Raw genomic sequence first — 20,893 nt, forward strand, 5'->3', positions numbered from 1 at the left:
TTAATCGGCGGGTCGAATCACACTGTTGTAGTGTTACGTTCCATGAGTGCCGGGGCGAACGGAGAGACGCGGAGTCGCAGTGACGGCCACACCACCGTAACCGGAGCGGCACTTGCGGTGTTGATCGCGTCGTTCGTCGTCGTGGGTCTCGCCACGCCGTTCGTGGGGACGGTGGCGGCGGCACAGGACGACGTCGCGATGTACGACGGGGTCAACGGGAGCCAGATCAGCACTGCGACCGACGGGCAGACGGTCTACATCAACGCGAACGACAGTACCACGAACGGGACGACGGAGACGGTGACGGTGACCAACGGGAGCGGCGGGTCGATCAGCGTCACCTTGAGCGACGACGGGAGCGGCGACGATCCGACCGGGGGCGACGGCGAGTACTGGGGCTCGTTCACCGTCAACGCGACGACGACCGACGACTCGACGGACACCCTGCAGGTCCAGGACGGCGGAACGGCGAGCGTGACCGTCGACCTCGACGGGCAGAATGACGGCGCGTCGGCGTCGGTGACGGCCGACTACGGGCCGGTTCCGCAGTCGGCGACGACCCACGACAACACGACCGACGGCACCGTCGACAACGTGACGGTCACGTTCGACGAGGCGGTCGGCTCGACGTCGGTCGACGCGAGCGACTTCGGAATCAGCGACGGGTCGGTGGCCGGCGTGACCGACGTCGCCGACGAGGACGACACGCTCGTCCTCGAAGTCGACGGTGCGACGTCGAACGACACCGCGATCACGCCCGACGTGACGGTGCTGCAAGATAGCTTGTCGGACACCGGTGGCAACGTTGGCCCGGCCACCGGCGACGTAACGGTTACGGCGTCCGACGGCGCGGCACCCGCCATCGTCGCCGCCGAGACGGCCGACACGGACGCCGACGGGACGGTCGATCAGGTGAACGCGACGCTCTCGGAGCCGCTCTCCGACACCGCGTCCACCCTCGATTCGACCACCTTCGACTCGGTGACGGATGCGACGGTCGGGTCGGCGTCGACCGGGACGATGGCCGACGACGATGGCATCGTCGTCGGCGTGAGCGGAACGCCCACCGACGACACGAGCGTCACGCTCAGCGACCTCGTCCTCGCATCGGGGACGCTCTCGGACGGGACGAATGCCAACGGCGGGCAGACGGTCGGGACCGTCGCGGACGGCGCGGCGCCGACCTTCTCCGTCGTGGTGACCGACGATCTGGACGCGAACGGGTACGTCGACGTCCTGAAGGTGACCTACACGGAGTCGATCGCGTCCGGAACTGTGGAGGCGTCCGACTTCTCGATCGGATCGGCGAACGGGCTCTCGGGGACCGTCTCCGGCGTGAGCGGCGACGACGGCGATGGCTCCGTTTCGATCACGCTCTCCGAAGGCTCGACTGCCGACACGGGCGCGACGCCGACGCTGTCGTACGCGGTGAGCGGCGGGACCGACGTGCAGGACGCCGCGGGCAACCTGATGGTCGACACCACTTCGCCTGCCGCGGTGGACGCCGCCGCGCCGCAGGTGACCGCAGTGACATCGATCGACGCGTCGAGTGACGGATCGGTCGACCGGATCGACCTGACCTACAGCGAGGACGTGTCGGCGAGTTCGCCCGAGGTCGGCGACTACACGCTGGGCGGTACCGACGCCGGCAACGTCACCCTCGACTCGGCGGGGGTGACCGGGGACACCGTCGAACTATCCGTGACGGCCCCGGAGAACGACACCGCCCTCGACCTGACGCTGTCGTACGATCAGTCGGCCGGCACGCGCGACAGCGTCGTCGACTCGGTCGGCCAAGGCGCGCCTTCCTTCGCCGACCGAACCGTCGCCGACGGCGCGGGGCCGCTGATGGAGTCGGTGGGAACGCAGGATACGGATTCGGACGGCACCGTCGACTGGCTGGTGGTGTCGTTCACCGAAACCGTCGACAGCGGCACGATACAGGCGGGCGACTTCGCCTCGACCACCGGAACGGTCGACTCGGTCATGGTCCCGCTGTCGGCGGATTCGGTGAATCTGGTCGTGGACGGCTTCCCGACGGACACGAGTGTCACGCCCGACGTGACGCTCGCAGGGAATTCGATCACCGATGACGCCGGGACGCCGAACAGCAACCCGCCTCAGACGCTGACGGCCGCCGACAGCGCGCCGCCGACGATTACCGGCGCCACGACCGCGGACGCCGACGATGACGGCAATATCGACCGCATCGACGTGACGCTCTCCGAGTCGCTCGACGACGGCGCCTCGACCCTCGATCAGTCGGCGTTCTCCCTGAGTTCCGGGAGCGTCGACGGCGTGAGTACGGGCGTGTCGGCCGACGACGACGCCGTCCGCCTGACGGTGTCCGGGCTCTCGGGCAGCGACGCGACGCCGGACGTGACCCTCGCGGCCGACTCGCTCTTCGATCCGGTGGGGAACGCGGTCGGTGGGTCGGAGACGTTCGCCGGGACGACCAGTGGCGCCGCGCCCGTCGTCCAGTCGGCGACGACCCTGGATCGCGACGGCGACGGCGACGTTGACGCCGCGACGGTCGTCTTCTCGGGCGCCGTCGACGACTCGACGGTTACGGCCGGCGACTGGGCGCTCGGGGGGACGCCCGCCGATGCGGTCGACACGCTGGCGACGGCCGACGACGACACGCTCCAACTGCGCATCACGACCGACGCGAACGAGGTGTCCGGCACTGGTCCGGTCGAGGTGACCTACTCACCGGGGACGACCGCGGGCACGAACGGGAACTCCGTCGCTTCCGTCGCCGCCGGCGACGTCGCCGAGGCCGACGGCGCAACGCCGGTGATCACGGACCTTTCGGCCGACCTCTCCGACGGGAGCGGGTCGCGCATCGAGGTGACGGCGACCGCCTCGGAGGGACTCTCGACGGTCGCCGTCGATCTGAGCGGGCCACAGTCGCGAACCCTCTCCAGTTTCTCCGTCTCGGGGAGTGGGCCGTACACGCACACGCTCACCTACGACGCCGACGTCGAAGGCTCGTACACGGCAACGCTCCGAACGGCAGCCGACGACGCAGGCAACGACGGGGCGTCGGGCCGGACGGACACGGTGTCCGTCGACCTGCCCGACGGTGGCGGTGCCGGTCCCGCGCCGCCGGGGTCGGCCGCGACGCGCACGTCGTCCACGCAGGTCGCGGTCTTCTCGAATGCCCGATCAGCGACCTTCGACCTCGACGGCGGTACCATCGACGGGGCGACCGTCGAGACGTCCGGGTCGGGGACGGGATTCGCCCGAGCGACGTCGCTCTCGTCGCTGCCGAGCGGGACGAGCGCTCCCTCGACCCGCGTCGTCGGCCTCGTTGACCTCCAGATGCCCGACGGGTGGCGCGACGAGGCGGCGACGCTCCGGATACGGGTCGACCTCTCCGAAACCGACGCCGATCCGGAGCGACTGCAGCTCGTCCACCACGACGCAGCGACCGACTCGTGGTCGCCACTCGAGACGACCGTCGAGAGTCGTTCCGACGGGACGGCGACGCTCGTGGGTGAGACGACCGGATTCTCGCTGTTCGCGGTGACGGAGCGGGCCGGCCAGATCGAGGGCGGTTCGGTCTCGCTCACGGTGGAGACGGCGACGGCCACGCCCGCCGCGACCGCGACTCCGACGCAGACGGCGACGCCGACGGCCGCCGATCGAGGCCGGACGACCACGGGATCGCCGGCCACGACCGCCGGAAGCGGCCCCGGGTTTGGCCCCGTGGCGGTCGGCATCGCCCTCGGGGGACTCGCGGCGCTCGGCATGGGACGGTATCGGCGCCGGCGTCGATGACCGCGGGTCACGGTTTCAAGACGACGGCGCCCGTAGCCCGGCCGTGACCGATTCGGGCGCCGACCGCCGACACGACCGCCTCGACCGCCATCCTGCGGCGGGGCCGCGGAACTCGCTGTGGCACTGGACGGACGCGAAACACCCGCTCCGGGTCGTCGTGAACTACCTCGCGGTCTGGCTGATCCGCGTCTCGCCGAGCCTGCGGCTGAAAAACTGGCTCCTCCGGCGCCTCGGCGCGACCGTCGAGTCGGGCGTCGCCGTCGGCCTGGAGGCGACGCCGGACGTGTTCTGGCCCGAACTCGTGACGCTGCGGGCCGACGCCATCGTCGGCTACGACGCCACCTTGCTCTGTCACGAGTTCCTGCAAGACGAGTATCGTACCGGCGAGGTGGTAGTCGGCGAGCGCGCGATGATCGGCGCGGGGGTCGTCGTCCTTCCGGGCGTCGAAATCGGCGCCGACGCGACGGTGGCGGCCAACTCGCTGGTGGTCGAGGACGTGCCGCCGGGGACGACGGTCGCCGGCGTGCCGGCGCGGCCGGTCGAGGGGGGACTGCGCGAGACCGGCGAGGGTAGGTGACCGCAACCGCGTGGTCGCCCCGGATCGTCGTCCGGTTTTTTGTAAGACGAGCACCTCACGTGGTCCATGAGTCTCACGTCGCTGGGGGAGTTTCTGGGCAGCGACGACGACGCGCCCGAGGTTCTGCCGGGGATCGCAGGGCGATTCGACGGCGAGCATATCCTCGTTCCGCTTCTCACCTCCGAGGGTCCGGCGCTCTCCGACCAACTCAAGATCGCCACGACACTCGGCCGGGCGACCGGTGCCGCGCTTTCCGTCATCGATCCGGTGCCCGTCACCGAACGGACACCCGGGACGGTCGGCGACGCCGAAGACGATACCCTTCCGAACTGGCTGTTCGATGGGGCTGCCGACTCAGGGTCCCAACCGGACGGTGATTTCCTCCGCACGGGGAACGCGGCCACGGGCGTTCTCCGGGTAGTTCGGGCGAACGACGTCGACACGCTCGTGTTGCCGAGTGGTTCCCACAGTCCTCGTCTCCGCAAGCGAATCGTCGGGGCAATCGCGGTACACGCCGAGTGTGACATCGTCGTCGTGAACGGCCGGTCCGGATACGAGACGGTGCCGTCGATCCTGTTGCCGGTCGCCGGCGGCCCGCACTCGGGGGTCGCCGCCGACCTCGCTCGGGCCATCGCCGCCGACTGTGGCGCGTGGATCGACGTGCTCCACATCGTCGACGAGGACGCCTCCCGGCGTCGGCGGGAGGCGGCGAACGACCTCGTCGACGACGTCTATCGTCGCATCGGCCGTCCCGAAACGACGACCAAATGGGTGCTGGCGGCCGACGGCGTCACGGAAGCGATCATCGAACAGTCCCGGTACTACGGGCTCACGGTCGTCGGCGCCCCGACCAAGGGGCGTCTCCGTCAGTTCATCTTCGGGTCGACGACCCACTCCGTGCGAACGAACGCGGGGAGCGTCGTTCTGTCCGTGCGCAACAACAGCCGTCGACCGGCCGCCGACGACTGACCACTGCCGTGGCTTCCCGGAACGTGCCCGGGCACCCGACCGGCCGCTACGACCGAACCAGTGCGAACCCGTCGGCGAACACCGTGTTGTTCGGGAGGACGTACTCCTTGTCTTCCGCTTCGATGTGCGTGACGAACAGGTCCATCTCCTGGACGATGCCGCGAATCTCGCCGACACGGATCTCGTCGCCGATGGTGTACGGCTGATGGAGGAGGAGGTAGGCGCCGATGGCGCCCGCCGAGAGCAACTGTCGGCAAGCGAGGCCCCCGAGGAAGACGAGCGCGAAGACGTAGGCGGCGAGCAACACGATCAACGCGGCGGTGGCGACCCCGACCTGTCCGAGGGCGATCAAGGCGGCCAGGTAGAAGACGCTGTACTTCGCCACGACGGGGAGGACGTTGATCTGTGGGAGTTTCACCCCGCGGAAGCGTTCGGAGACGAGCAGTTCCACCTTGTCGCCGAGGACGACGCCGACGATGAGGACGATGATGGCGAAAAAGAGTTGGGGGAGAAAGCCCGCGACGGCGTTCCAGAACTGGGCGACGTACTCGATTTCGGCGACGGCGACGGCGGCGAACACCGCAATGCCGAAGACGAAATAGCCCGCGATGGCCCCGAGGATCGCCACCGTCGAGGTGCCGAACTCGCGGGCGGTGCGCTCGAAGGTGGTGCCCTCGATGGCGCCGGGGACGCCCGCACGTCGGAGGAGGCGGCGGCTGATCACCCGGGTCACCCAGCCCAAGACGAGGCCGAGTGCGAGCGTCGCCACGGCCAGCCAGAACCGGAGGGGGACCGCCGTGAGTGCCTCTCGAACCGTGCCGACCTGCATCTCAGTACTCCTCCGGATCGATCTCCAGAATCAGGTCGCCGCCTTTGAACGCCCGGACCATCCCGTCCGACTCCGAGAGCACGATGGCGATGGCGTTGGTGTCCCGCGTGATCGCGCCGCCGGCCATGTGGCGTGCGCCAAGCCCCTTCGGGATGTCGACGCCCTCCGCGGACGGCTCCAGGTAGCGGTACGCCGAGACGATCTTGCCCGAGTCCGAAACGACGAAGGCGCCGTCCAGCCGGGAGAACTCCTTGAGCATCACGTTCACGATGGGGTCGCCGACGTGGACGTGGGATTTCTCGAAGGGGTTGTAACTGAGCGGCCGGGACTTGTTCATCACCTTGCCGGCGTCGCCGACGACGAACAGGGCGCCCACGGGCTTGCCCTTCTGCCCTTTCTTCCCGAGGTCGATGGCCACCTCGATCACGTTACGGATGACGCCCGGTTCGGCCCGGGAGTCGGTAAAGAGGTTGTAGATACCGGAGCGCATCGACTCGTCGGCGCGCACCCGGACCAGACAGTCAGGATCGTCGCCGAACATCGCCGCCGTGCAGGCGACGACATCCCCCTCGGCGACGAAGCCCTGCTCCATCGCGCCCTCGATCCCGAACTTGATCCGATCCCGCGTGTTCTCGAACGACAGCGGGAGTTCGACGAAGTCCTCCGCGCCGACCATATTTTCGGCGTCGACGACCACACGAGTCACGTCCACGTCGTCGAAGCGCTCGTAGTAGGAAGCCGACGGGGAAAACAGGAACAGACCGTCGACGTCCGCCACGAGCTCGCCGAGAGAATCCCGTAACGTCGCCATTGGCGGAACGAGGAGACGGGCCGAAATAAAGGTTTGCGGACCGTCACACGCCCGTCATGCGCTTACCGTTATCACTCACGCAGTCGATCGACGTGGTCGATCCGTCGCTGGACGAGCGACGGTTTCCCGATATCCTCCCTGACGCGCAGGCCGTCGCCCGCAGCCGCGAGTGCACCATCGGCGATGGCCTCCGCGTCGCCGATGGTCTCGTCCACGCCGACGACGGCGAAGGCCCGGGAGGTGGTGGTGTAGAGGCCGTCCTCGCGGGCGTCGACGCTCGCATAGAAGAGGTGCGCCTCGCCCGCGTCGGTGCCGCGTTCGGCCGCCGCACGCTCGACGCTCCCCTCGTCCACCTCGATGCGCGCGCCGGCCTCGGGATCGGTCGGATAGCCCGCCGGGACGGCGTACTTACAGACAGTCGCCCGCGGCACGAAGGAGAGGTCGGGAAGCGACTCGCCGTCCCGCGCGGCCGTGAGCACGTCGATGAACGGCGTCTCCATGACCGGCAGCGTGTTCATCGCCTCGGGGTCGCCGAAGCGGGCGTTGAACTCCACGACGCGAACCCCCTCGGCGGTGAGCATGAACTGGCCGTAGAGGACGCCCGCGTAGGTCGGGAGGGCGTCGACTGTCGCTTCTAGGACGTCCACCGCGGCGTCGTAGTCGGCGGCGTCCATGAACGGCAGCGTCGGGTCGGCGTCGCTGTAACTCCCCATCCCGCCGGTGTTGGGCCCCTCGTCGCCCTCGTAGGCGCGCTTGTGGTCCTGGACCGCCGGGGTCGTCCGCACCTCGCCGTCCGTCACCGGGCTGCGTCCGGTTGCCCGAGGGGTCTCCGACCCCTCGCTGGCGACGAACGCCTGTACGGTGAACTCCTCGCCGACCAGTCGCTCCTCCAGGACGACGCGGTCGTAGTCCGAGTCGCGGAGATACGCCTTCGCCTCCGCTTTCGTCACTTGGTCGCCGGTGACGCGGACGCCCTTGCCGCCGGTGAGGCCGGCGGGCTTGACCGCCAGGTCGCCGTCGTAGCCGTCGATGTACTCGCAGGCCGCTTCGGTGTCGTCGAACGTCTCGAAGTCGGGACAGCCGGGGATGCCGTGTTCGCGCATGAACTGCCGCTGGTAGGCCTTGTCGGTCTCGATGCGCGCCGCCTCGGCCCGCGGGCCGAAGGTGTAGACGTCCGCCGCCGCCAGCGCGTCGGCGACGCCCGCCGCGAGGGCGGACTCCGGGCCGATCACCGCGAGCGTGGCCCCCACGTCCGTCGCGAAGTCGACGATACCGTCGGCGTCGCGTTCGTCGATCGACCTGACCGCCTCGGCCAGCGCGGCGATGCCGGGATTGCGGTTGCTCGCACAGGCATAGAGCTCACAGTCCGGCGCGACGGCGCGGGCGATGGCGTGTTCGCGCCCGCCGCCGCCGACGAGGAGCACTGTCTCTGACATACAGGCTGACCCCCTCGGAGCGGCCTAAACGTTGCCCTTCGCGCCTACCGGCCGTCCCCCGGCGCGTCGACGACGCCCGTCCGCCCGCCGGCGACGACGAACAGGACGCCCGCGAGGAGTCCCGCGCCGACGCCCGCGACGCCGAGTGGCAGTTCGTAGCCCAGTCGCGCCGCGGGGAGGGTAAAAAGCGGCGGACCGAGCGCCTGCGCCCCGAGGACGACGCTCGTCCGCAGGCTCATAACGCCCCCGCGGAATTCGGGGCCCGCGAGCCCCGACAGCGCCGACGCCACCGACGGGAGGACGAGGCCGTGGCCCGCCCCGAAAATCGAGAGCGCGAGGAGGATGCTCGGCACGGCGGTGGACGCCCACACCCCGACGAGGCCGAGGGCGTAGCCGACGAATCCGAGGGAGACGAGCCCGAGATTCGACAGGTGACGAGCGAACCGACCGTTGAACACGGCCACGACCGCCGCGAGCAACATCGCACCCGTCACCAGCGCCCCCACCTGACCCGACGCCAGCCCGTACGTCTCCTCCAGCAGGAACGGGACAGCGGTGAGGACGCCCCCGAAGACGAACGCGAACCCGGCGAGCGTCGCGCCGTACAGCGCCAGCGCCTCCGCCGCCGGGAGCGACGCCACCGCCGCACGCAGGTAGGACGTATCGTGTGTCCCCGTCGGTCGCGACTCGGATCGCCCGTCGCCCTCTTGTTCGCCGTCACCCCTCCCCGCCGGCGCGTCGAGATAGCGATAGACGAAGGCCGCGACGACGACGCTCGTCCCGTAGAGGGCGAAGGGTGCGTCCCACGACCGGGCGGCGAGGACGCCGCCGAGGACGGGACCGGTGGCGGCGCTGAACGAGAGCACCGCACTGAGGGCACCCATGACGGCGTTGCGGCGGGCCCCCTCGTAGTAGTCGCCGACGAGCGCCATCGACAGCGCGGCAAGGATGCTGCCGCCGACGCTGCCCTGGACGGCCCGGAGGACGAGGACGATCCAGAACTTCGTGGCCAACGTCACGGCGACGCCGGCGAGGCCGAAGAGCAACAGACAGGGGACGACGACCCGTCGCCGGCCGAAGCGGTCGGCGTACATCCCCACGACGGGTGCGAGGACCGCTCCCGGGGCCGCGAAGGCGGTGATGACGAGGCCGCTCCGGGCGCTCGAGACGCCGAACGCGTCGCCGATGGCCGGCAGCGCCGGGCCGAGGATGGTCACGTCGAGGGGTGCCACCGCCGCTGTCGCCAGGAGGAGATACAGCCGTCCGGATCGCCACGGGACGCCGGTCTCGTCCGCCATCGCTCGGGCCGAGACGCGGGACGGTAATCAACGGTTCGGGAGGCGGCGCTACGTCGGGTCGTCCGCCGCTCCCGCCTCGAACCGCTCGTATCGCGATTCGAACCGGCTCTCACAGGAGGGACAGCAAAACTGGTGGCGGTCGCCGCCGATCCGGGCGGTCGTCCCCTCGCTGGTCACCGTGTTCCCACACTCGGCACAGGAGAGGGCGAAGCCGGTGCCGCCGACCGTCGGCGTCCACTCGCCTTCCGTCAGGAGCGTCACCTCGTAGTCGTCGACGACGCCCTCCGCGAGGGTCGCGTCGAGCCACTGCGGGACGTTTCCGGCGGGGACGCGAGCGTAGCAGATCAGGTCGCGTTCGGCGGTCGTAAACAGGTGTTCGACCGCCTCGGCGTCCCGGAGCGTCGACCGCACGTCGTCGGTCGCCTCGGTCGCCGTCTCGATGCGGACCAGCACTGGCACTCCCTCGCGGAGCTTCGAGCGGTCGATGTCGACGGTGAATCGGCGGACGATCCCAATCTCGCGGAGACGGTCGACCCGATCCGACACCGCCGGTGGGGAGAGATCGACCACCTCGGCGATCTCCGCCCACGGTTTCCGGGCGTCGCTCATCAGCAACCGCAGGATCTCCAGGTCGGTCTCGTCGAGGTCGCGCATGCCCGAGCGAACGGCCGGCAGGGGGTTGTAGTTTCGGTCCCGGCAGGCTGCTCGCACGCACGCTCCCGTCAGGACCCCTCGGAGTCGGTGTCGTCGGCGTCGGACGGCAACAGGTCGTCCGGACGCCGCCGGTCCGGGGATTTGGCCAGATGCCTCCGGATCCGCTCACGGTCGGCATCGGTAATTCCGTCTCCGGCATCGTCGCCCCCGTCGGTCCCGTTTCGGGCGCCGTCCTCCCTCCCCCGTCGCTCCCCGTTTGCGTCCGTGTCCGCCTCCGCGCCCGTGCCGGGACCGTCGGGCAGGATCCCGAGGGCGACTGCCCACGCTCCCGCCGTCACCAGCACTCCCGCGGCGACGAGGGCGATCAGAACGACCGTCAGTAACGTGTACGGCTCCATGAGTGTCGGTCACGCCGTGGTACTCCCGCCGACGTAATCAATCGTGAAGAAGTGAAAATACAGGGACATCTTTAATCCGGCTTTACCCGATTTAATCGTCGCTTCATCCGTCGCGTTCCGGACCGATTCCTCCGGCGGGGGACGGCGCGTCTCTCGCTATCCATCCTCGCGCAGGCGCTCGCGATGCAACGAGAGGATCAGATCCGCGAGGACGCCGAACATCAACAGTTGGACGCCGACGAGGATGGCGAATGCGGCGACCACCGCGAGCACCTCGTGGGAGATGCCGCGGGTCACCCACTCGACGCCCACGTAGGCGGCGATCACCACGCCGGTGATCGACGACACGGTCCCGATGCTCCCGAAATAAAAGAGCGGGTTGTTGGTCTTCGCCCGACGGTAGAGTTCGAGGAGGATGATTCCACCGTCGCGGAAGGGGTGGAGGTTGGTGTTCGACCCCGACGGTCGGGGGAGGTACGTGATGGGGACCACGGCCGTCGGAATGTCGCGTTTGGCACACTCGACCGCCATCTCCGTCTCGATGCCGAAGCCGTCGGCCGTGAGATGCATCCGCTCGAAGGACTCCCGGGTGAACGCCCGGTAGCCCGAGAGAATGTCGCCGAAGGACTCGCCGTGGATGGCGGCGAAAGCGCCGTTGATGAGACGGTTGCCGACGCGGTTGAGCGCCGTCATCGCGCCCGGTCGCATGTCGGCAAAGCGGTTACCGATGACGTGGTCGGCCTCGTCCTCGCGGAGGGGTTCGAGGACTGCCGCCGCGTCCTCGGCCCGGTACGTCCCGTCGCCGTCCAGCATGAGGACGTACCCTGCCTCGACGTGGTCGCGAACCGCTTCGCGAACCGCCTGTCCCTTGCCGGCCCCCGACTGCGTGACGACGCGGGCACCCGCCTCGCTGGCGGACGCCACCGTGCCGTCGTCCGATCCGCCGTCGACGACGAGGACGTCCTCGAACCCCGCCTCCCGGAAATCCGAGACGACGTCGCCGATGGTCGCCGCCTCGTCGAGCGTGGGGATGAGGACGCAAACGGCGTCGGTGCCGGGCATACCCGTTCCTCGCCGGGGGAGCCCAAAAGTCGTTCCCATCCGTATCGACTCGGCGCCGTCGGTCGGTCGGACGGCCCGGTCGCCGATCGCGTCGGGAGCCCACTCGCAACCGGCCGTCGGCCCCCTCGCGTCCGACGGACTGCGGAGGGATTTTATTCGGCTCCCGTCAACGCCGAGCCATGTGCCAACTCGCGCCGTTGCGTACGTCGGACGGCGTCCTCCGCCGTGACCGGTGCCACGCTGTGGCCCGGGCGGATCGGGCCATCCGGCCGCCGGCCGCCGGCGAGCGAGTTACACCCGTCGAGGGGAGGTCCGCATGAAGACGCTGCTGGTCACGCACCGCTACCCACCCCGAACCGGCGGCGTCGAGACACACGTCCGGGAGTTGGCGACCCGACTCGCCGACCGCGGGGACGACGTGACGGTGTTCAGCGCCGACGCCGGGCCGGACGTGCCGACCGACACGGTCGCGGACGGCGTTCGAGTCCGCCGATTTCGCGCCGCGAGTCCCGGCGAGTCGTTCTACGTCGCGCCGGGGCTGGTTCCCGCCGTCCGCCGTGCCGACGCGGACGTGGTCCACGCCCACAACTATCACGCTCTGCCCCTCCTGCTTGCCGCCCTGGGTGTGACTGACGAGCGGTTCGTCGTGACTCCACACTACCACGGGGCGAGTGCCGACGGTGTGCGGAACGCGTTGCTGTCCGGGTACCGTCCCCTCGGCCGCTGGGCCCTGCGACGGGCCGACGCCGTGATCGCGGTGAGTGAGTGGGAGCGCGACCGGCTCCGCGCCGACTTCGGCGTCGACGCGACGGTGATCCCCAACGGCGTCGACGTGGAGCGGTTCGCGGCGGCGGACGCCGAAAAGCGAACGCGGCCGTACCTCCTCTCGGTCGGCCGACTGGAGGAGTACAAGGGCGTCCAGCACGCGATCCGGGCGCTGTCCGAACTCTCCGACTACGATCTGGTCGTCGCCGGCAGCGGGCCGTACCGCGACGAACTGGAACGGGTCGCCCGCGAGGAGGGGGTCGCGGACCGCGTCGACTTCCTCGGGTACGTCGCCGACGAGCGGCTACCGGGACTGTACGCCGGGGCCGAGGCGTTCCTGAACCTCTCGGCGTTCGAAGCCTACGGGATCACGGTGGCGGAGGCACTGGCCGCGGGGACGCCGTGTGTGGTGCGGGAGGCGGGGGCGCTGGGGGACTGGTCGAGCGCGGCGGGGTGTGTGGGAGTCTCCGCGCTCGATCCGTCGCCGATCACTGACGCCGTCCTCTCGGCCCGGTGTCGTTCCAAAACCGCCACGTCCGGCGTCGAGGTTCCGACCTGGAACGAGACCGTCGACACGGTGTACGAAACCTATACGGCCAGTTCCGACCCGCCGTCACCGTCGACGAACGGATGATCGACAGGGTTACCACGACCTCCCCTCGAACTAACTCAGACACAGGATGACGGACTTCGAGGATGTCAGCGTGATCGTTCCCACAATCAGGGAGGACAACGTCACGTTCGATACCATCCCGTCCGAAGCGGAGCGGATCATCCGACGCGACGAGGGGCTGAACGTCGCTCGAAACGCCGGCGTACGGTCTGCGACGAACGACTGGATCGTCATCGCCGACGACGACATCGAGTTTCCGACCGAGACTGTCGCCGAAACTCTCGACCGACTCGACGACTGGACGCTTGCCGGTCTTCGGGACTTCGAACCCCTTCGGTGGGTCATCGGACGACTGTTGATCTTCCACCGGAACCTGTGGGAACGGGTCGGTGGGTTCGACGAATCGAGACACCACGGGGGCGATACCGACTTCGCCATTCGGGTAGAGAAAGCCGGCGGCCGGATCTATCACCTCGATCGGGACGCGGTCCCCCATCATGACGTCGATACCGGGGAGTCGATGGCACCGCTAGCGCATCTGGAGTGGCTGCTGTATCTAACCCGCCGCCACCCACGGCGCTTCGGTCCTGTCGCCGTTCGAATCGTCCTGGGACGGCTCCGACGATGACCGTCCAGCGACCGCTTCGGGACGGCCGAACGACGCGACTCGCCGCCATAGCGATACTGGTGTGTCTACAGTTCGGCCTGCTCGTCTGGTTCGGCGGCGTCGGCTACGGGGGGGAGCCTTTCCCCGGAGGCGCGGAACTGTCAATCGACACAGAGGCATATGTCGGCGAGGAGGCCGTCGTCTACGGCCAAGTGATCGAAACGGAACCGCTCACGCTGGAGTACGACGACGACGGACGGATCGTCGAGTTTCGAGTGACCGGCGTTCGAACCTCCGTTGAGGAGGGACAGTATCTCGAGGTGTACGCGACCGTACGGGACGACGGGTCACTGGCGGCTATCGAAACCGTCGCGTACGCCGAGCGAGGACACTGGTACGCCTACGGGATCTCCGCGCTCGCGGCCGTGATCACCGGTTATCGACTGCTGGCGCACTGGACGGTAGACCGACGGACGTTCGGCCTGAAACCACGGTAAGAGAAGATGCCCGACTTACTCGCACACGCCCTGTTTGCGTACGCCGCGGCGACGTTCGCAGCCAGGCGGTTCGGCTGGATGACGCCGCCGTTCACGACCTTGACGATGGTCGGTGCGATGCTCCCCGACCTCAGCAAGGTATATCTCGTCCTCGACGACGACGTCTTGGAGGCCATCGTCGGCGGGCCGATCGAGTGGCTGGCGCTTCACACCGGTGGGGGGATCGTTCTCTCGGTCGCCATCGGCGTCGTCGCGGTCGCGGGGCGGTACCGTCGACGGGCGGCGGTGGTACTCGGCGGCGGCGCCCTGTCTCACGTCGTGCTGGACCTGTTTCTGCACACCGCGTCGGGACTTGCACCTTACGCGATCTTCTGGCCGCTGACCCCGTACCGCCCACCGACGCCAGGGGTCTATCTCAGTACGCAGCTGTGGCCGACGGCTCTCGCTGGCGCGCTTGCGGCGGTCACCTGGTACGACTCGACGTCGCGTTCCCCGTAGCGACCGGCGGACTCGCCGTCACTCCGCGACGGCGAGTGCTCATCCGAGGAACGTCGTCACTCTAGGTAGCCGAGATCCCGAAGCTTGTCCATTACTTCCTCCCGATCACCCGCCGTCCCCTCCCCGTCCCCTTCGATCCGATCGAGAACGGTGGCGACGACGTACTCGACGTACTCGTCGGCGTCCTCGAAATCGCTCGCGTCGACCCGGGACTGCACGCGCTCGTAAATCGAGTCGGAGAGGTGAACTTCGGCCATACTGGAAGCCTCGAAGACGGCGCAGTAAAGGGTTGTGTTCGGTCTCGACTAGAGAGGAATCACGAGACGGCGATCCGGCGAACCTGCCGTCTCGTCGTGGGCGAGATGGCGAAGACGACCGCGGCGTAGACACCGACGCCGAGGAGGACGAGGCCGAGGACGGTCACGATTCCGGGACCGTCGACCCACCGCAGTGCGACCTGCACGACGACGCCCATCGTGAGCGCGGATGCGAGTTGACTGGCGAGTGTCCGCCAGTGGATCTGGACGGCAACGTGCCGCCGGAGAGCATTCAACGAGAGAAACGTTGCGAGGCCGATCGACCCCGCCGTCGCGATCGCCGCGCCGACCGCCCCGATCTGCCACGTCAAGACGACGTTGCCCACGATGTTCGTGACGAAGAAGACAAGCGAGATGCGAAAGGTGACCTCGGGGAGGTCGAGTGCGTTCAGCGACTGGAGCAGGACCGTCTCGTAGGACTGGAGGATTCGCCCGGCACTGAGAACCACCAGCGGGAGAAATCCGACGACGAACGCCTCTCCGTACAGTTGGAGGATCGGCCGTCCGAGTACGAACGCACCGACGATACCGGGAATGGACAGGAAGCCGGCGAAACTTATCGAGCGGCGGATCGTCTCGGCGATCCGGTCGTACTCGTCCGTCGACTCGCTGCGACTGACGTCCTAGAACAGCACCTTGGTCATGGCGGTCGGCAGGAGGATGAACGCGGCCGAGATCCGCCACGCGACCTCGTACCCGGCGACGACACCCGGTAGCACGAAAAATCCCAACACGATGGTATCCAGCCAGGAGTACGACATCGCCTTGACCGAGCTCAGCCACGAGAACTTGGCGTACTCGTAGATCGATCGGACGTGTTCGACGGTGGGGCGACCGAACGGCCACAACAGCGCGACGAGAGCAAGGACGGTCACCGCCGTTGCGACGATCTCGCCCCAGAGCAGTCCCGTGAGCGCCGCACCGGCGAGGACGAACGCCAGTTGAACCAGTACCCGAAGGATATTCCACCCGCCCTCGACGACGCTTGCGGATTGGACGCGGCCGGCGCCTCGAAGCGACGCCAGGAGGAACGTAGATAACGACTTCGTGACGAGGACCGCCGCCACGAGTCCGGCCGCCGCCGCGCCGACGTAGGCGTCCACGTGGCCCGCAAAGACGAGGATCGCCGCCGCCTCGATACAGACGAACGAAAGCTGGATCGCGGTGCCGGCGGTCAGATACTCGTCCGGCTCGTCCCCCTCGCTGATCCGCTTCATCGTCGCGCCACGGACACCTGCGACCGGGATCAACAGCCAGTTGACGACCGCGAGTGCGAGGTAGTACTTGCCGAGGACCGTCGCCCCCAGTTCGTTTGCGAAGTACAGGGTCGCCGCGAACCCGACGATCGTCTGCAACCCCTGGGCCCCGAACTGGATCGTGGACGCACGCGCGAGCCGGCCCATCTCAGAAGCGGAAGTACGTATCGAACAGCGAGTCGCGAAGTTCTTCGTTGGTCTCTTCGATCGGCCGGGAGGTGTCCACGCGCGTGACGTGTCCGACGTCGGCAGCGTGTTTCCGGTAGAGTTCCTGCCGCCGTTCGAGATACGTTCTCGCGTCCGTGTCGATGTGGAGACGGTCCAGCATCTCTTGGGTGTCGTCTTTCCGGTCCAGTGCCGTCTCGACCGGCACCTCCATCAGCACCGTCCGCTCGGGCGACGGCAGGAGTCGGCGGAGCAGCGTCGCAGCCCGGGGATTGTACAGTCCGTCGTACTCGAGTTCGACGAGCTGGTCGAGCAAATATCTGTCCACGAACACCACCTTTCCGCGTAGCAGCGGAACGAGCAGGTGCCTGGAAAAGAAGATCAGCTGGTCCAGCGCCACCAGATATCCCCAGACGTGTCGTAACGTTCGACTGCGGTGGTAATCCTTCCGCCGCCAACCGAACAACACGTAGAGGACGCCCATGAGCGGATAGGAGACGAACGGGCGCCAGCGCGCCCACACGTGAACGGCGGGGACGTCGATCGCCTCGAACTCCTCGATCAGCCGTTCGGCCTGGGTCGTCTTGCCGGCCCCGTCGATTCCGGAGAAACTCACCAATAGCCCGCTCCGTAGGGCGCCGAGCCGTCCTCGCCGAAGCTCCGAGACCAGCCGGCCGAGAGAGACGGTCCTGGTGGAGGGGTATCTGAGGAGTTTGTATCCCGCCGGACAGAGCATCGCCGCCCACACCGTCGCGACGGTGCCGAGTGCGAACCAGCCGAGTGTACCGACGGACGACTGCGCGACTCGGAACAGGGACCCCAGAGCCAGCGCTGGCGCAGCCCCCGTCACCAGTAGTCCGAACCCGACGGCGCCGTCGGAGGTCGGGAGCCCGTCCATACTCAGGCTTCCCCCCTGACGAGCATCGATCCCAGCGTGAGTGCGTGGGACTGGAGATCCTTGTACGCCGTTCGGAGCGATCGAGTTCGAGCGATCCGCGGCAAGTGGTGGGCCGCCGAGAGCACGGTCGGCAAGTGGAGGGGAAACTGTACGGGAAACTCAACCGGGGGTTCGAGCCCGTCCCACCATCGACGGACCGCCCCGGCGACGGGTCCCGTTTCGAGCGCCTCGACGACGTCTTCCGGTATCGGTTCGCGGCCGCTCGCTCGGAGGTACCAATCGAGGGGGTAGACGTAGGCCAGCAGGGCGTCCCGGCAGCCGTATTGATCGGCCTGCTCGACGAGTCGCGACCACTCCACGTCCGAACCCTCGACGACCGCCACACCGTGGACGAGTTCTGCGAGCGTCACCGAGAGGTGGGAGTAGGCGTGTGTGGCGACGAGATAGAGGTCGTCGGCCGGTGACGGCTCCCGTGGGGGAGCCGACTCCGCCCTGACGACGACGGATTCGGGGTCACAGACCACCTTTCGGATCCACATCGCGTCCGGGTAGATGTCGACGGGACGTGGATCGCGGGCGGACCGTTTGGCCATCATCTTCCGCGGATGGGCGAGTAAGCGAAACCGGTAGAATTCGTAGTCCCGCTCGGCGAGGACCCGCGCCGCGACCGCGTGATCCCCGGGGTCCGGAACGAGCAGGTCCACGTCGCTCATCATCGCGTACGGTGCTTTGAGGTTCTTGATCGCGGCGAACGAGACGTCGGCGGCGACGAGCGCCTCGGTGACTCGTTCGAGCCGTTCCCGACGTGCCTTTCGGTGGTCGGCGTCGGTCCGCGCGCCCTCGCCGCACTCGTCTCCGAGCAGTTCCCGCGAGAGTTTGTTCGCGTCGAGTGCGGGTTCGAGGTCCGCACGGTCCATCGCGTCGTCCGTTTCGAAACGGGTCCCGCCGCTCAGATCGTCTTCGATCCGCGCGATGATCGACCGGGATCGCGGACCGGCGAAAGACGGATCGCTTCGGCGGTGCCCCTGCATACGTGTCCGGAGCCATCTCCGGATAATAAAAGAAGCGTTACACGGTTCGGCCGGTTGGTGATGGCGGGTTCGCGTGCCCGGTGTTCGATGTAGTAGCCTTCGTAAGTCATCGCACCTGACCGACTGCAGTCCTGCGCCCGGATGGTCGAACAGCTCCGAACGCTACGATACGCCATGGAGAGTACAAACGCTACTACACGCGACACGCCGCGTCGACGTTCCCGTCGACGACCGGAACAGTATTTATCGTCCACCGTCGACGATGAGTCATCGATGGATCTCGAGTCTTGCTGGCGCTCCGGCGCCGGAGGCGGGGCCGTCTCGGTCGGCGTCGTCGGTGCCGGCTCGATCACCGAGATGGCGCATCTCCCGATCCTCTCGAACATCCCGGACGCCGATATTTCGTACGTGGCGGACATCGACGCTGGACGCGCCCGACGGCTGGCACGGGAGTACGGAACGGACCACGTTGACGTCTCCGATCCGGCCGACCTTCCCCGGACGGACGCACTCCTTCTCGCGATCCCCGTGGGAGTCAGAGACGACTATTACGAGATGATCCGGGACCGGAATCGGGACCTCGCGGTGTTCTCCGAGAAGCCATTCGCAACGACGACGGCGGAACACGAGCGGTGGAGCGACAGTGCGACCCGCATCCTCTGTAACTACATGCGGACCGAATACAGTTCGACGCGACAGTTGGGACGGATCGTCGAGGAGGGCCTCTTCGGTGCGGTCGAATCGATCACGATCACCGAGTCGTACGTGGGTGCGACCGGCATTCCGACCGACCATTACCGTACGAACACCGATCTGAGCGGCGGCGGCGTTCTGGCCGAACGAGGAGGGCACACGCTTAGCCAGTTGGTTCACCTCCTCGACGAGGGAACGCTCTCGCTCGAGGACTGTACGTTCGTCACCGACGACGGTCTCGACGTGGCCGTCGACGCCGCGTTGACGGCGACGGCCAGCGGGAAAGAGGTCGACATCTCGTATCGGATCACCCGTCTCGACCGCATCGAGACGGCGCTGGCGATGGAGTGTGCGGACGCGACGGTCCGAGTCGACCACACGGATGCCGACACACGGCTCTCGGTGTTGCCCCCGGAGGAACAACAGCCCGCGTTCGAACTGGCACCGGACGGCGAGTGGGCGACGTCGTGGTCGCAGGCGATCTACCTCCGCTGGCGACGGTTCCTCGATGGAGCGGGGGAGAAGACGGACCGTGACCGCGAAACCGGCTATCCCGTGACGGCTCTGATCGAACGTATGTACGAGGATGGAACCGTTCGGAGGCGGATCGACGCGTGAACATCGCAATCATCGGTGCCAACAGCGCCGTGGGGACCGAACTCTCGGTTCTGCTGGACAGGCGCGGTCACGACGTACTTCCGGTCGTCAGAAACCGACTGGCGGCGTCGTTTCTCCGCCAGTTCGAGTTCGACGTCGAGCTGGCGGACTTCTCCGATCCGGATCCGAAGACGTCCGTGCTCGATACCGCCGACGTCGTCGTGGTGGCGGCACGGGCCGGTGACGACAACCTGCGTGTGCGATCACGGACGAATCGACGACTGATCACGAACGCCGTTCGGGCGACACCGAGGGACGGTGCCGTCGTTTTCTTCAGTTCCATCTCTGCACTGGGGCGCGAACTCCACGGATCACAGATGGATACCGTTCCGGGGATCCGGAACTACATCTACGAGAAACGGGAAGCGGAAGGAACGTTTCGGGACGAATGCGATCGCCTAGGGAAATCGGGATACACGTTCCGACTCGGACACGTCTTCGGCGCCAACCAGGAACGGACCCGGGACATCGGTCGAACCGGGAAGACGACCGATCCACTCGCGGTCACGGTCGATCCGAACGCACCCTCGAACGTCGTCAGTACCGCGACGGTGGCCGAATCCATCGTGGCGTGCGGACGGCACACGGCCGAGCCCGGCCGGTACACGGTCGTCAACGATCCTCAGTGGTCGTGGGATCACGTGCTCCGCTGTTACGTCGCACCGGGGACGACGATCCGGTATTTCGAGCCGGATACAGCGGAGTCGTCCGGACGGCTCCGGCAGGTGATCGATGTCGGCTGGAGCCTCCTCGAACGGATCGGCGGCGACCGCCTCTACCCGCTGCGTGTCCGTCTCCCGGAGCGGATCGAATCGTACGCCCTCGCGAAAGGGAAACGCGAGTACGTCGGCACACAGATCGCAGACCTTCGACAGGGCCGGGAACGTGATCTTCACCTCTCCATCTTCGAGCACGATCCGGTTCGTCCGGAATCGGTGACGGACACCCCGTCGATGGCCGAGATCGTCGGCGAGGAGCGCGAGATGGCTGACGCGTTCGACTTCCCCGGCGTCGCCCCCTCGCCGCCCGACCGTTGAACCGGTACGTTTTAATTCGGGTGCGCAGAACGCTTGGCGCAA

20 protein-coding genes and 1 pseudogene are annotated in these 20,893 nt (G+C 67.8%); 9 read left to right on the plus strand and 12 right to left on the minus strand.

Features of this window, described 5'->3' with window-relative positions:
• Nucleotides 1–30: 30 nt before the first annotated feature.
• From NBT82_RS13250 to NBT82_RS13260, 3 genes are all read left to right on the plus strand, one after another.
• Nucleotides 31–3,783 carry a hypothetical protein gene (locus NBT82_RS13250; RefSeq protein ID WP_251328587.1) on the plus strand — a complete coding sequence of 1,251 codons (3,753 nt, stop codon included), beginning with the start codon at nucleotides 31–33 and terminating at the stop codon, nucleotides 3,781–3,783.
• A 43-nt stretch (nucleotides 3,784–3,826) separates the two neighbouring features.
• Nucleotides 3,827–4,360 carry an acyltransferase gene (locus tag NBT82_RS13255; protein ID WP_251328588.1) on the plus strand — a complete coding sequence of 178 codons (534 nt, stop codon included), beginning with the start codon at nucleotides 3,827–3,829 and terminating at the stop codon, nucleotides 4,358–4,360.
• Between the two features lie 66 nt (nucleotides 4,361–4,426).
• On the plus strand, nucleotides 4,427–5,329 hold the full coding sequence (locus NBT82_RS13260; RefSeq protein ID WP_251328589.1) for a universal stress protein: 903 nt from the start codon (nucleotides 4,427–4,429) through the stop codon (nucleotides 5,327–5,329).
• A gap of 46 nt (nucleotides 5,330–5,375) precedes the next feature.
• Here the strand turns inward: NBT82_RS13260 and NBT82_RS13265 are convergent, their stop codons facing one another.
• The 7 genes from NBT82_RS13265 to aglJ form a co-directional block, all read right to left on the minus strand.
• Nucleotides 5,376–6,158 carry a mechanosensitive ion channel domain-containing protein gene (locus tag NBT82_RS13265; RefSeq protein WP_251328590.1) on the minus strand — a complete coding sequence of 261 codons (783 nt, stop codon included), beginning with the start codon at nucleotides 6,156–6,158 and terminating at the stop codon, nucleotides 5,376–5,378.
• A 1-nt stretch (nucleotide 6,159) separates the two neighbouring features.
• Nucleotides 6,160–6,969 carry a diadenylate cyclase DacZ gene (gene dacZ, locus NBT82_RS13270; protein ID WP_251328591.1) on the minus strand — a complete coding sequence of 270 codons (810 nt, stop codon included), beginning with the start codon at nucleotides 6,967–6,969 and terminating at the stop codon, nucleotides 6,160–6,162.
• A 71-nt stretch (nucleotides 6,970–7,040) separates the two neighbouring features.
• Nucleotides 7,041–8,405, minus strand: coding sequence for a phosphoribosylamine--glycine ligase (purD, locus tag NBT82_RS13275; protein ID WP_251328592.1), 1,365 nt, complete (start codon nucleotides 8,403–8,405; stop codon nucleotides 7,041–7,043).
• Nucleotides 8,406–8,449: 44 nt separating this feature from the next.
• Nucleotides 8,450–9,703, minus strand: a complete 1,254-nt coding sequence (locus tag NBT82_RS13280; protein WP_251328593.1) for an MFS transporter — start codon at nucleotides 9,701–9,703, stop codon at nucleotides 8,450–8,452.
• Between the two features lie 48 nt (nucleotides 9,704–9,751).
• Nucleotides 9,752–10,357, minus strand: coding sequence for an AsnC family transcriptional regulator (locus tag NBT82_RS13285; protein ID WP_251328594.1), 606 nt, complete (start codon nucleotides 10,355–10,357; stop codon nucleotides 9,752–9,754).
• A gap of 68 nt (nucleotides 10,358–10,425) precedes the next feature.
• Nucleotides 10,426–10,755: a hypothetical protein gene (locus NBT82_RS13290; RefSeq protein WP_251328595.1), complete on the minus strand. Its 330-nt coding sequence runs from the start codon at nucleotides 10,753–10,755 to the stop codon at nucleotides 10,426–10,428.
• 156 nt (nucleotides 10,756–10,911) lie between these two features.
• Nucleotides 10,912–11,817 (minus strand): S-layer glycoprotein N-glycosyltransferase AglJ, encoded by a 906-nt coding sequence (gene aglJ, locus NBT82_RS13295; RefSeq protein WP_251328596.1) that lies wholly within the window; start codon nucleotides 11,815–11,817, stop codon nucleotides 10,912–10,914.
• A gap of 316 nt (nucleotides 11,818–12,133) precedes the next feature.
• Here aglJ and NBT82_RS13300 point away from each other — a divergent pair, with 316 nt between their 5' ends.
• The 4 genes from NBT82_RS13300 (at nucleotide 12,134) to NBT82_RS13315 (ending at nucleotide 14,797) form a co-directional block, all read left to right on the plus strand.
• On the plus strand, nucleotides 12,134–13,216 hold the full coding sequence (locus NBT82_RS13300; protein WP_251328597.1) for a glycosyltransferase family 4 protein: 1,083 nt from the start codon (nucleotides 12,134–12,136) through the stop codon (nucleotides 13,214–13,216).
• A 70-nt stretch (nucleotides 13,217–13,286) separates the two neighbouring features.
• The gene (locus NBT82_RS13305; RefSeq protein ID WP_251328598.1) at nucleotides 13,287–13,823 is read left to right on the plus strand and encodes a glycosyltransferase family 2 protein; all 537 of its coding nucleotides are present in this window, start codon (nucleotides 13,287–13,289) and stop codon (nucleotides 13,821–13,823) included.
• The gene (locus NBT82_RS13310) at nucleotides 13,820–14,299 is read left to right on the plus strand and encodes an OB-like fold-containing membrane protein (protein ID WP_251328599.1); all 480 of its coding nucleotides are present in this window, start codon (nucleotides 13,820–13,822) and stop codon (nucleotides 14,297–14,299) included. The genes NBT82_RS13305 and NBT82_RS13310 overlap by 4 nt, the downstream gene beginning before the upstream one ends.
• A 6-nt stretch (nucleotides 14,300–14,305) precedes the next feature.
• A complete protein-coding gene (locus NBT82_RS13315; RefSeq protein ID WP_251328600.1) occupies nucleotides 14,306–14,797 on the plus strand; it encodes a metal-dependent hydrolase in 492 nt (163 codons plus the stop codon).
• A 56-nt stretch (nucleotides 14,798–14,853) separates the two neighbouring features.
• On the opposite strand, the gene NBT82_RS13320 is transcribed toward NBT82_RS13315, so the two are convergent.
• The 5 genes and pseudogenes from NBT82_RS13320 to NBT82_RS13340 all read right to left on the minus strand — a co-directional run bounded on the left by NBT82_RS13320 (nucleotide 14,854) and on the right by NBT82_RS13340 (nucleotide 18,464).
• Nucleotides 14,854–15,054 carry a hypothetical protein gene (locus NBT82_RS13320; protein ID WP_251328601.1) on the minus strand — a complete coding sequence of 67 codons (201 nt, stop codon included), beginning with the start codon at nucleotides 15,052–15,054 and terminating at the stop codon, nucleotides 14,854–14,856.
• A 59-nt stretch (nucleotides 15,055–15,113) separates the two neighbouring features.
• Nucleotides 15,114–15,722, minus strand: a pseudogene (locus NBT82_RS13325) (hypothetical protein); the annotation flags it as partial.
• 15 nt (nucleotides 15,723–15,737) lie between these two features.
• Complete coding sequence (locus tag NBT82_RS13330; protein WP_251328602.1) at nucleotides 15,738–16,517, minus strand: MATE family efflux transporter; 780 nt, start codon at nucleotides 16,515–16,517, stop codon at nucleotides 15,738–15,740.
• Nucleotide 16,518: 1 nt separating this feature from the next.
• On the minus strand, nucleotides 16,519–17,433 hold the full coding sequence (locus NBT82_RS13335; protein WP_251328603.1) for a dTMP kinase: 915 nt from the start codon (nucleotides 17,431–17,433) through the stop codon (nucleotides 16,519–16,521).
• Between the two features lie 2 nt (nucleotides 17,434–17,435).
• Nucleotides 17,436–18,464 carry a nucleotidyltransferase family protein gene (locus tag NBT82_RS13340; protein ID WP_251328604.1) on the minus strand — a complete coding sequence of 343 codons (1,029 nt, stop codon included), beginning with the start codon at nucleotides 18,462–18,464 and terminating at the stop codon, nucleotides 17,436–17,438.
• 273 nt (nucleotides 18,465–18,737) lie between these two features.
• On the opposite strand from NBT82_RS13340, the gene NBT82_RS13345 reads away from it, so the two are divergent.
• On the plus strand, nucleotides 18,738–19,775 hold the full coding sequence (locus tag NBT82_RS13345; RefSeq protein ID WP_251328605.1) for a Gfo/Idh/MocA family protein: 1,038 nt from the start codon (nucleotides 18,738–18,740) through the stop codon (nucleotides 19,773–19,775).
• Entirely contained in the window at nucleotides 19,772–20,851 is a 1,080-nt protein-coding gene (locus tag NBT82_RS13350) for an NAD-dependent epimerase/dehydratase family protein (RefSeq protein ID WP_251328606.1), read from the plus strand. The genes NBT82_RS13345 and NBT82_RS13350 overlap by 4 nt, the downstream gene beginning before the upstream one ends.
• Nucleotides 20,852–20,893: the final 42 nt, after the last annotated feature.

This window comes from Haloplanus sp. HW8-1, from assembly GCF_023703795.1.
Classification (GTDB): Archaea; Halobacteriota; Halobacteria; order Halobacteriales; family Haloferacaceae; genus Haloplanus; species Haloplanus pelagicus.

Coding starts and splice junctions, on each gene's coding strand:
- NBT82_RS13315 (WP_251328600.1), top strand. CDS start 14,306: ATGCCCGACTTACTCGCACACGCCCTGTTTGCGTACGCCGCGGCGACG.
- NBT82_RS13310 (WP_251328599.1), top strand. CDS start 13,820: ATGACCGTCCAGCGACCGCTTCGGGACGGCCGAACGACGCGACTCGCC.
- NBT82_RS13280 (WP_251328593.1), bottom strand. CDS start 9,703: ATGGCGGACGAGACCGGCGTCCCGTGGCGATCCGGACGGCTGTATCTC.
- NBT82_RS13320 (WP_251328601.1), bottom strand. CDS start 15,054: ATGGCCGAAGTTCACCTCTCCGACTCGATTTACGAGCGCGTGCAGTCC.
- NBT82_RS13340 (WP_251328604.1), bottom strand. CDS start 18,464: ATGCAGGGGCACCGCCGAAGCGATCCGTCTTTCGCCGGTCCGCGATCC.
- NBT82_RS13300 (WP_251328597.1), top strand. CDS start 12,134: ATGAAGACGCTGCTGGTCACGCACCGCTACCCACCCCGAACCGGCGGC.
- aglJ (WP_251328596.1), bottom strand. CDS start 11,817: ATGCCCGGCACCGACGCCGTTTGCGTCCTCATCCCCACGCTCGACGAG.
- dacZ (WP_251328591.1), bottom strand. CDS start 6,969: ATGGCGACGTTACGGGATTCTCTCGGCGAGCTCGTGGCGGACGTCGAC.
- NBT82_RS13285 (WP_251328594.1), bottom strand. CDS start 10,357: ATGCGCGACCTCGACGAGACCGACCTGGAGATCCTGCGGTTGCTGATG.
- NBT82_RS13290 (WP_251328595.1), bottom strand. CDS start 10,755: ATGGAGCCGTACACGTTACTGACGGTCGTTCTGATCGCCCTCGTCGCC.
- NBT82_RS13345 (WP_251328605.1), top strand. CDS start 18,738: ATGGATCTCGAGTCTTGCTGGCGCTCCGGCGCCGGAGGCGGGGCCGTC.
- NBT82_RS13335 (WP_251328603.1), bottom strand. CDS start 17,433: ATGGACGGGCTCCCGACCTCCGACGGCGCCGTCGGGTTCGGACTACTG.
- NBT82_RS13265 (WP_251328590.1), bottom strand. CDS start 6,158: ATGCAGGTCGGCACGGTTCGAGAGGCACTCACGGCGGTCCCCCTCCGG.
- NBT82_RS13260 (WP_251328589.1), top strand. CDS start 4,427: ATGAGTCTCACGTCGCTGGGGGAGTTTCTGGGCAGCGACGACGACGCG.
- purD (WP_251328592.1), bottom strand. CDS start 8,405: ATGTCAGAGACAGTGCTCCTCGTCGGCGGCGGCGGGCGCGAACACGCC.
- NBT82_RS13330 (WP_251328602.1), bottom strand. CDS start 16,517: ATGGGCCGGCTCGCGCGTGCGTCCACGATCCAGTTCGGGGCCCAGGGG.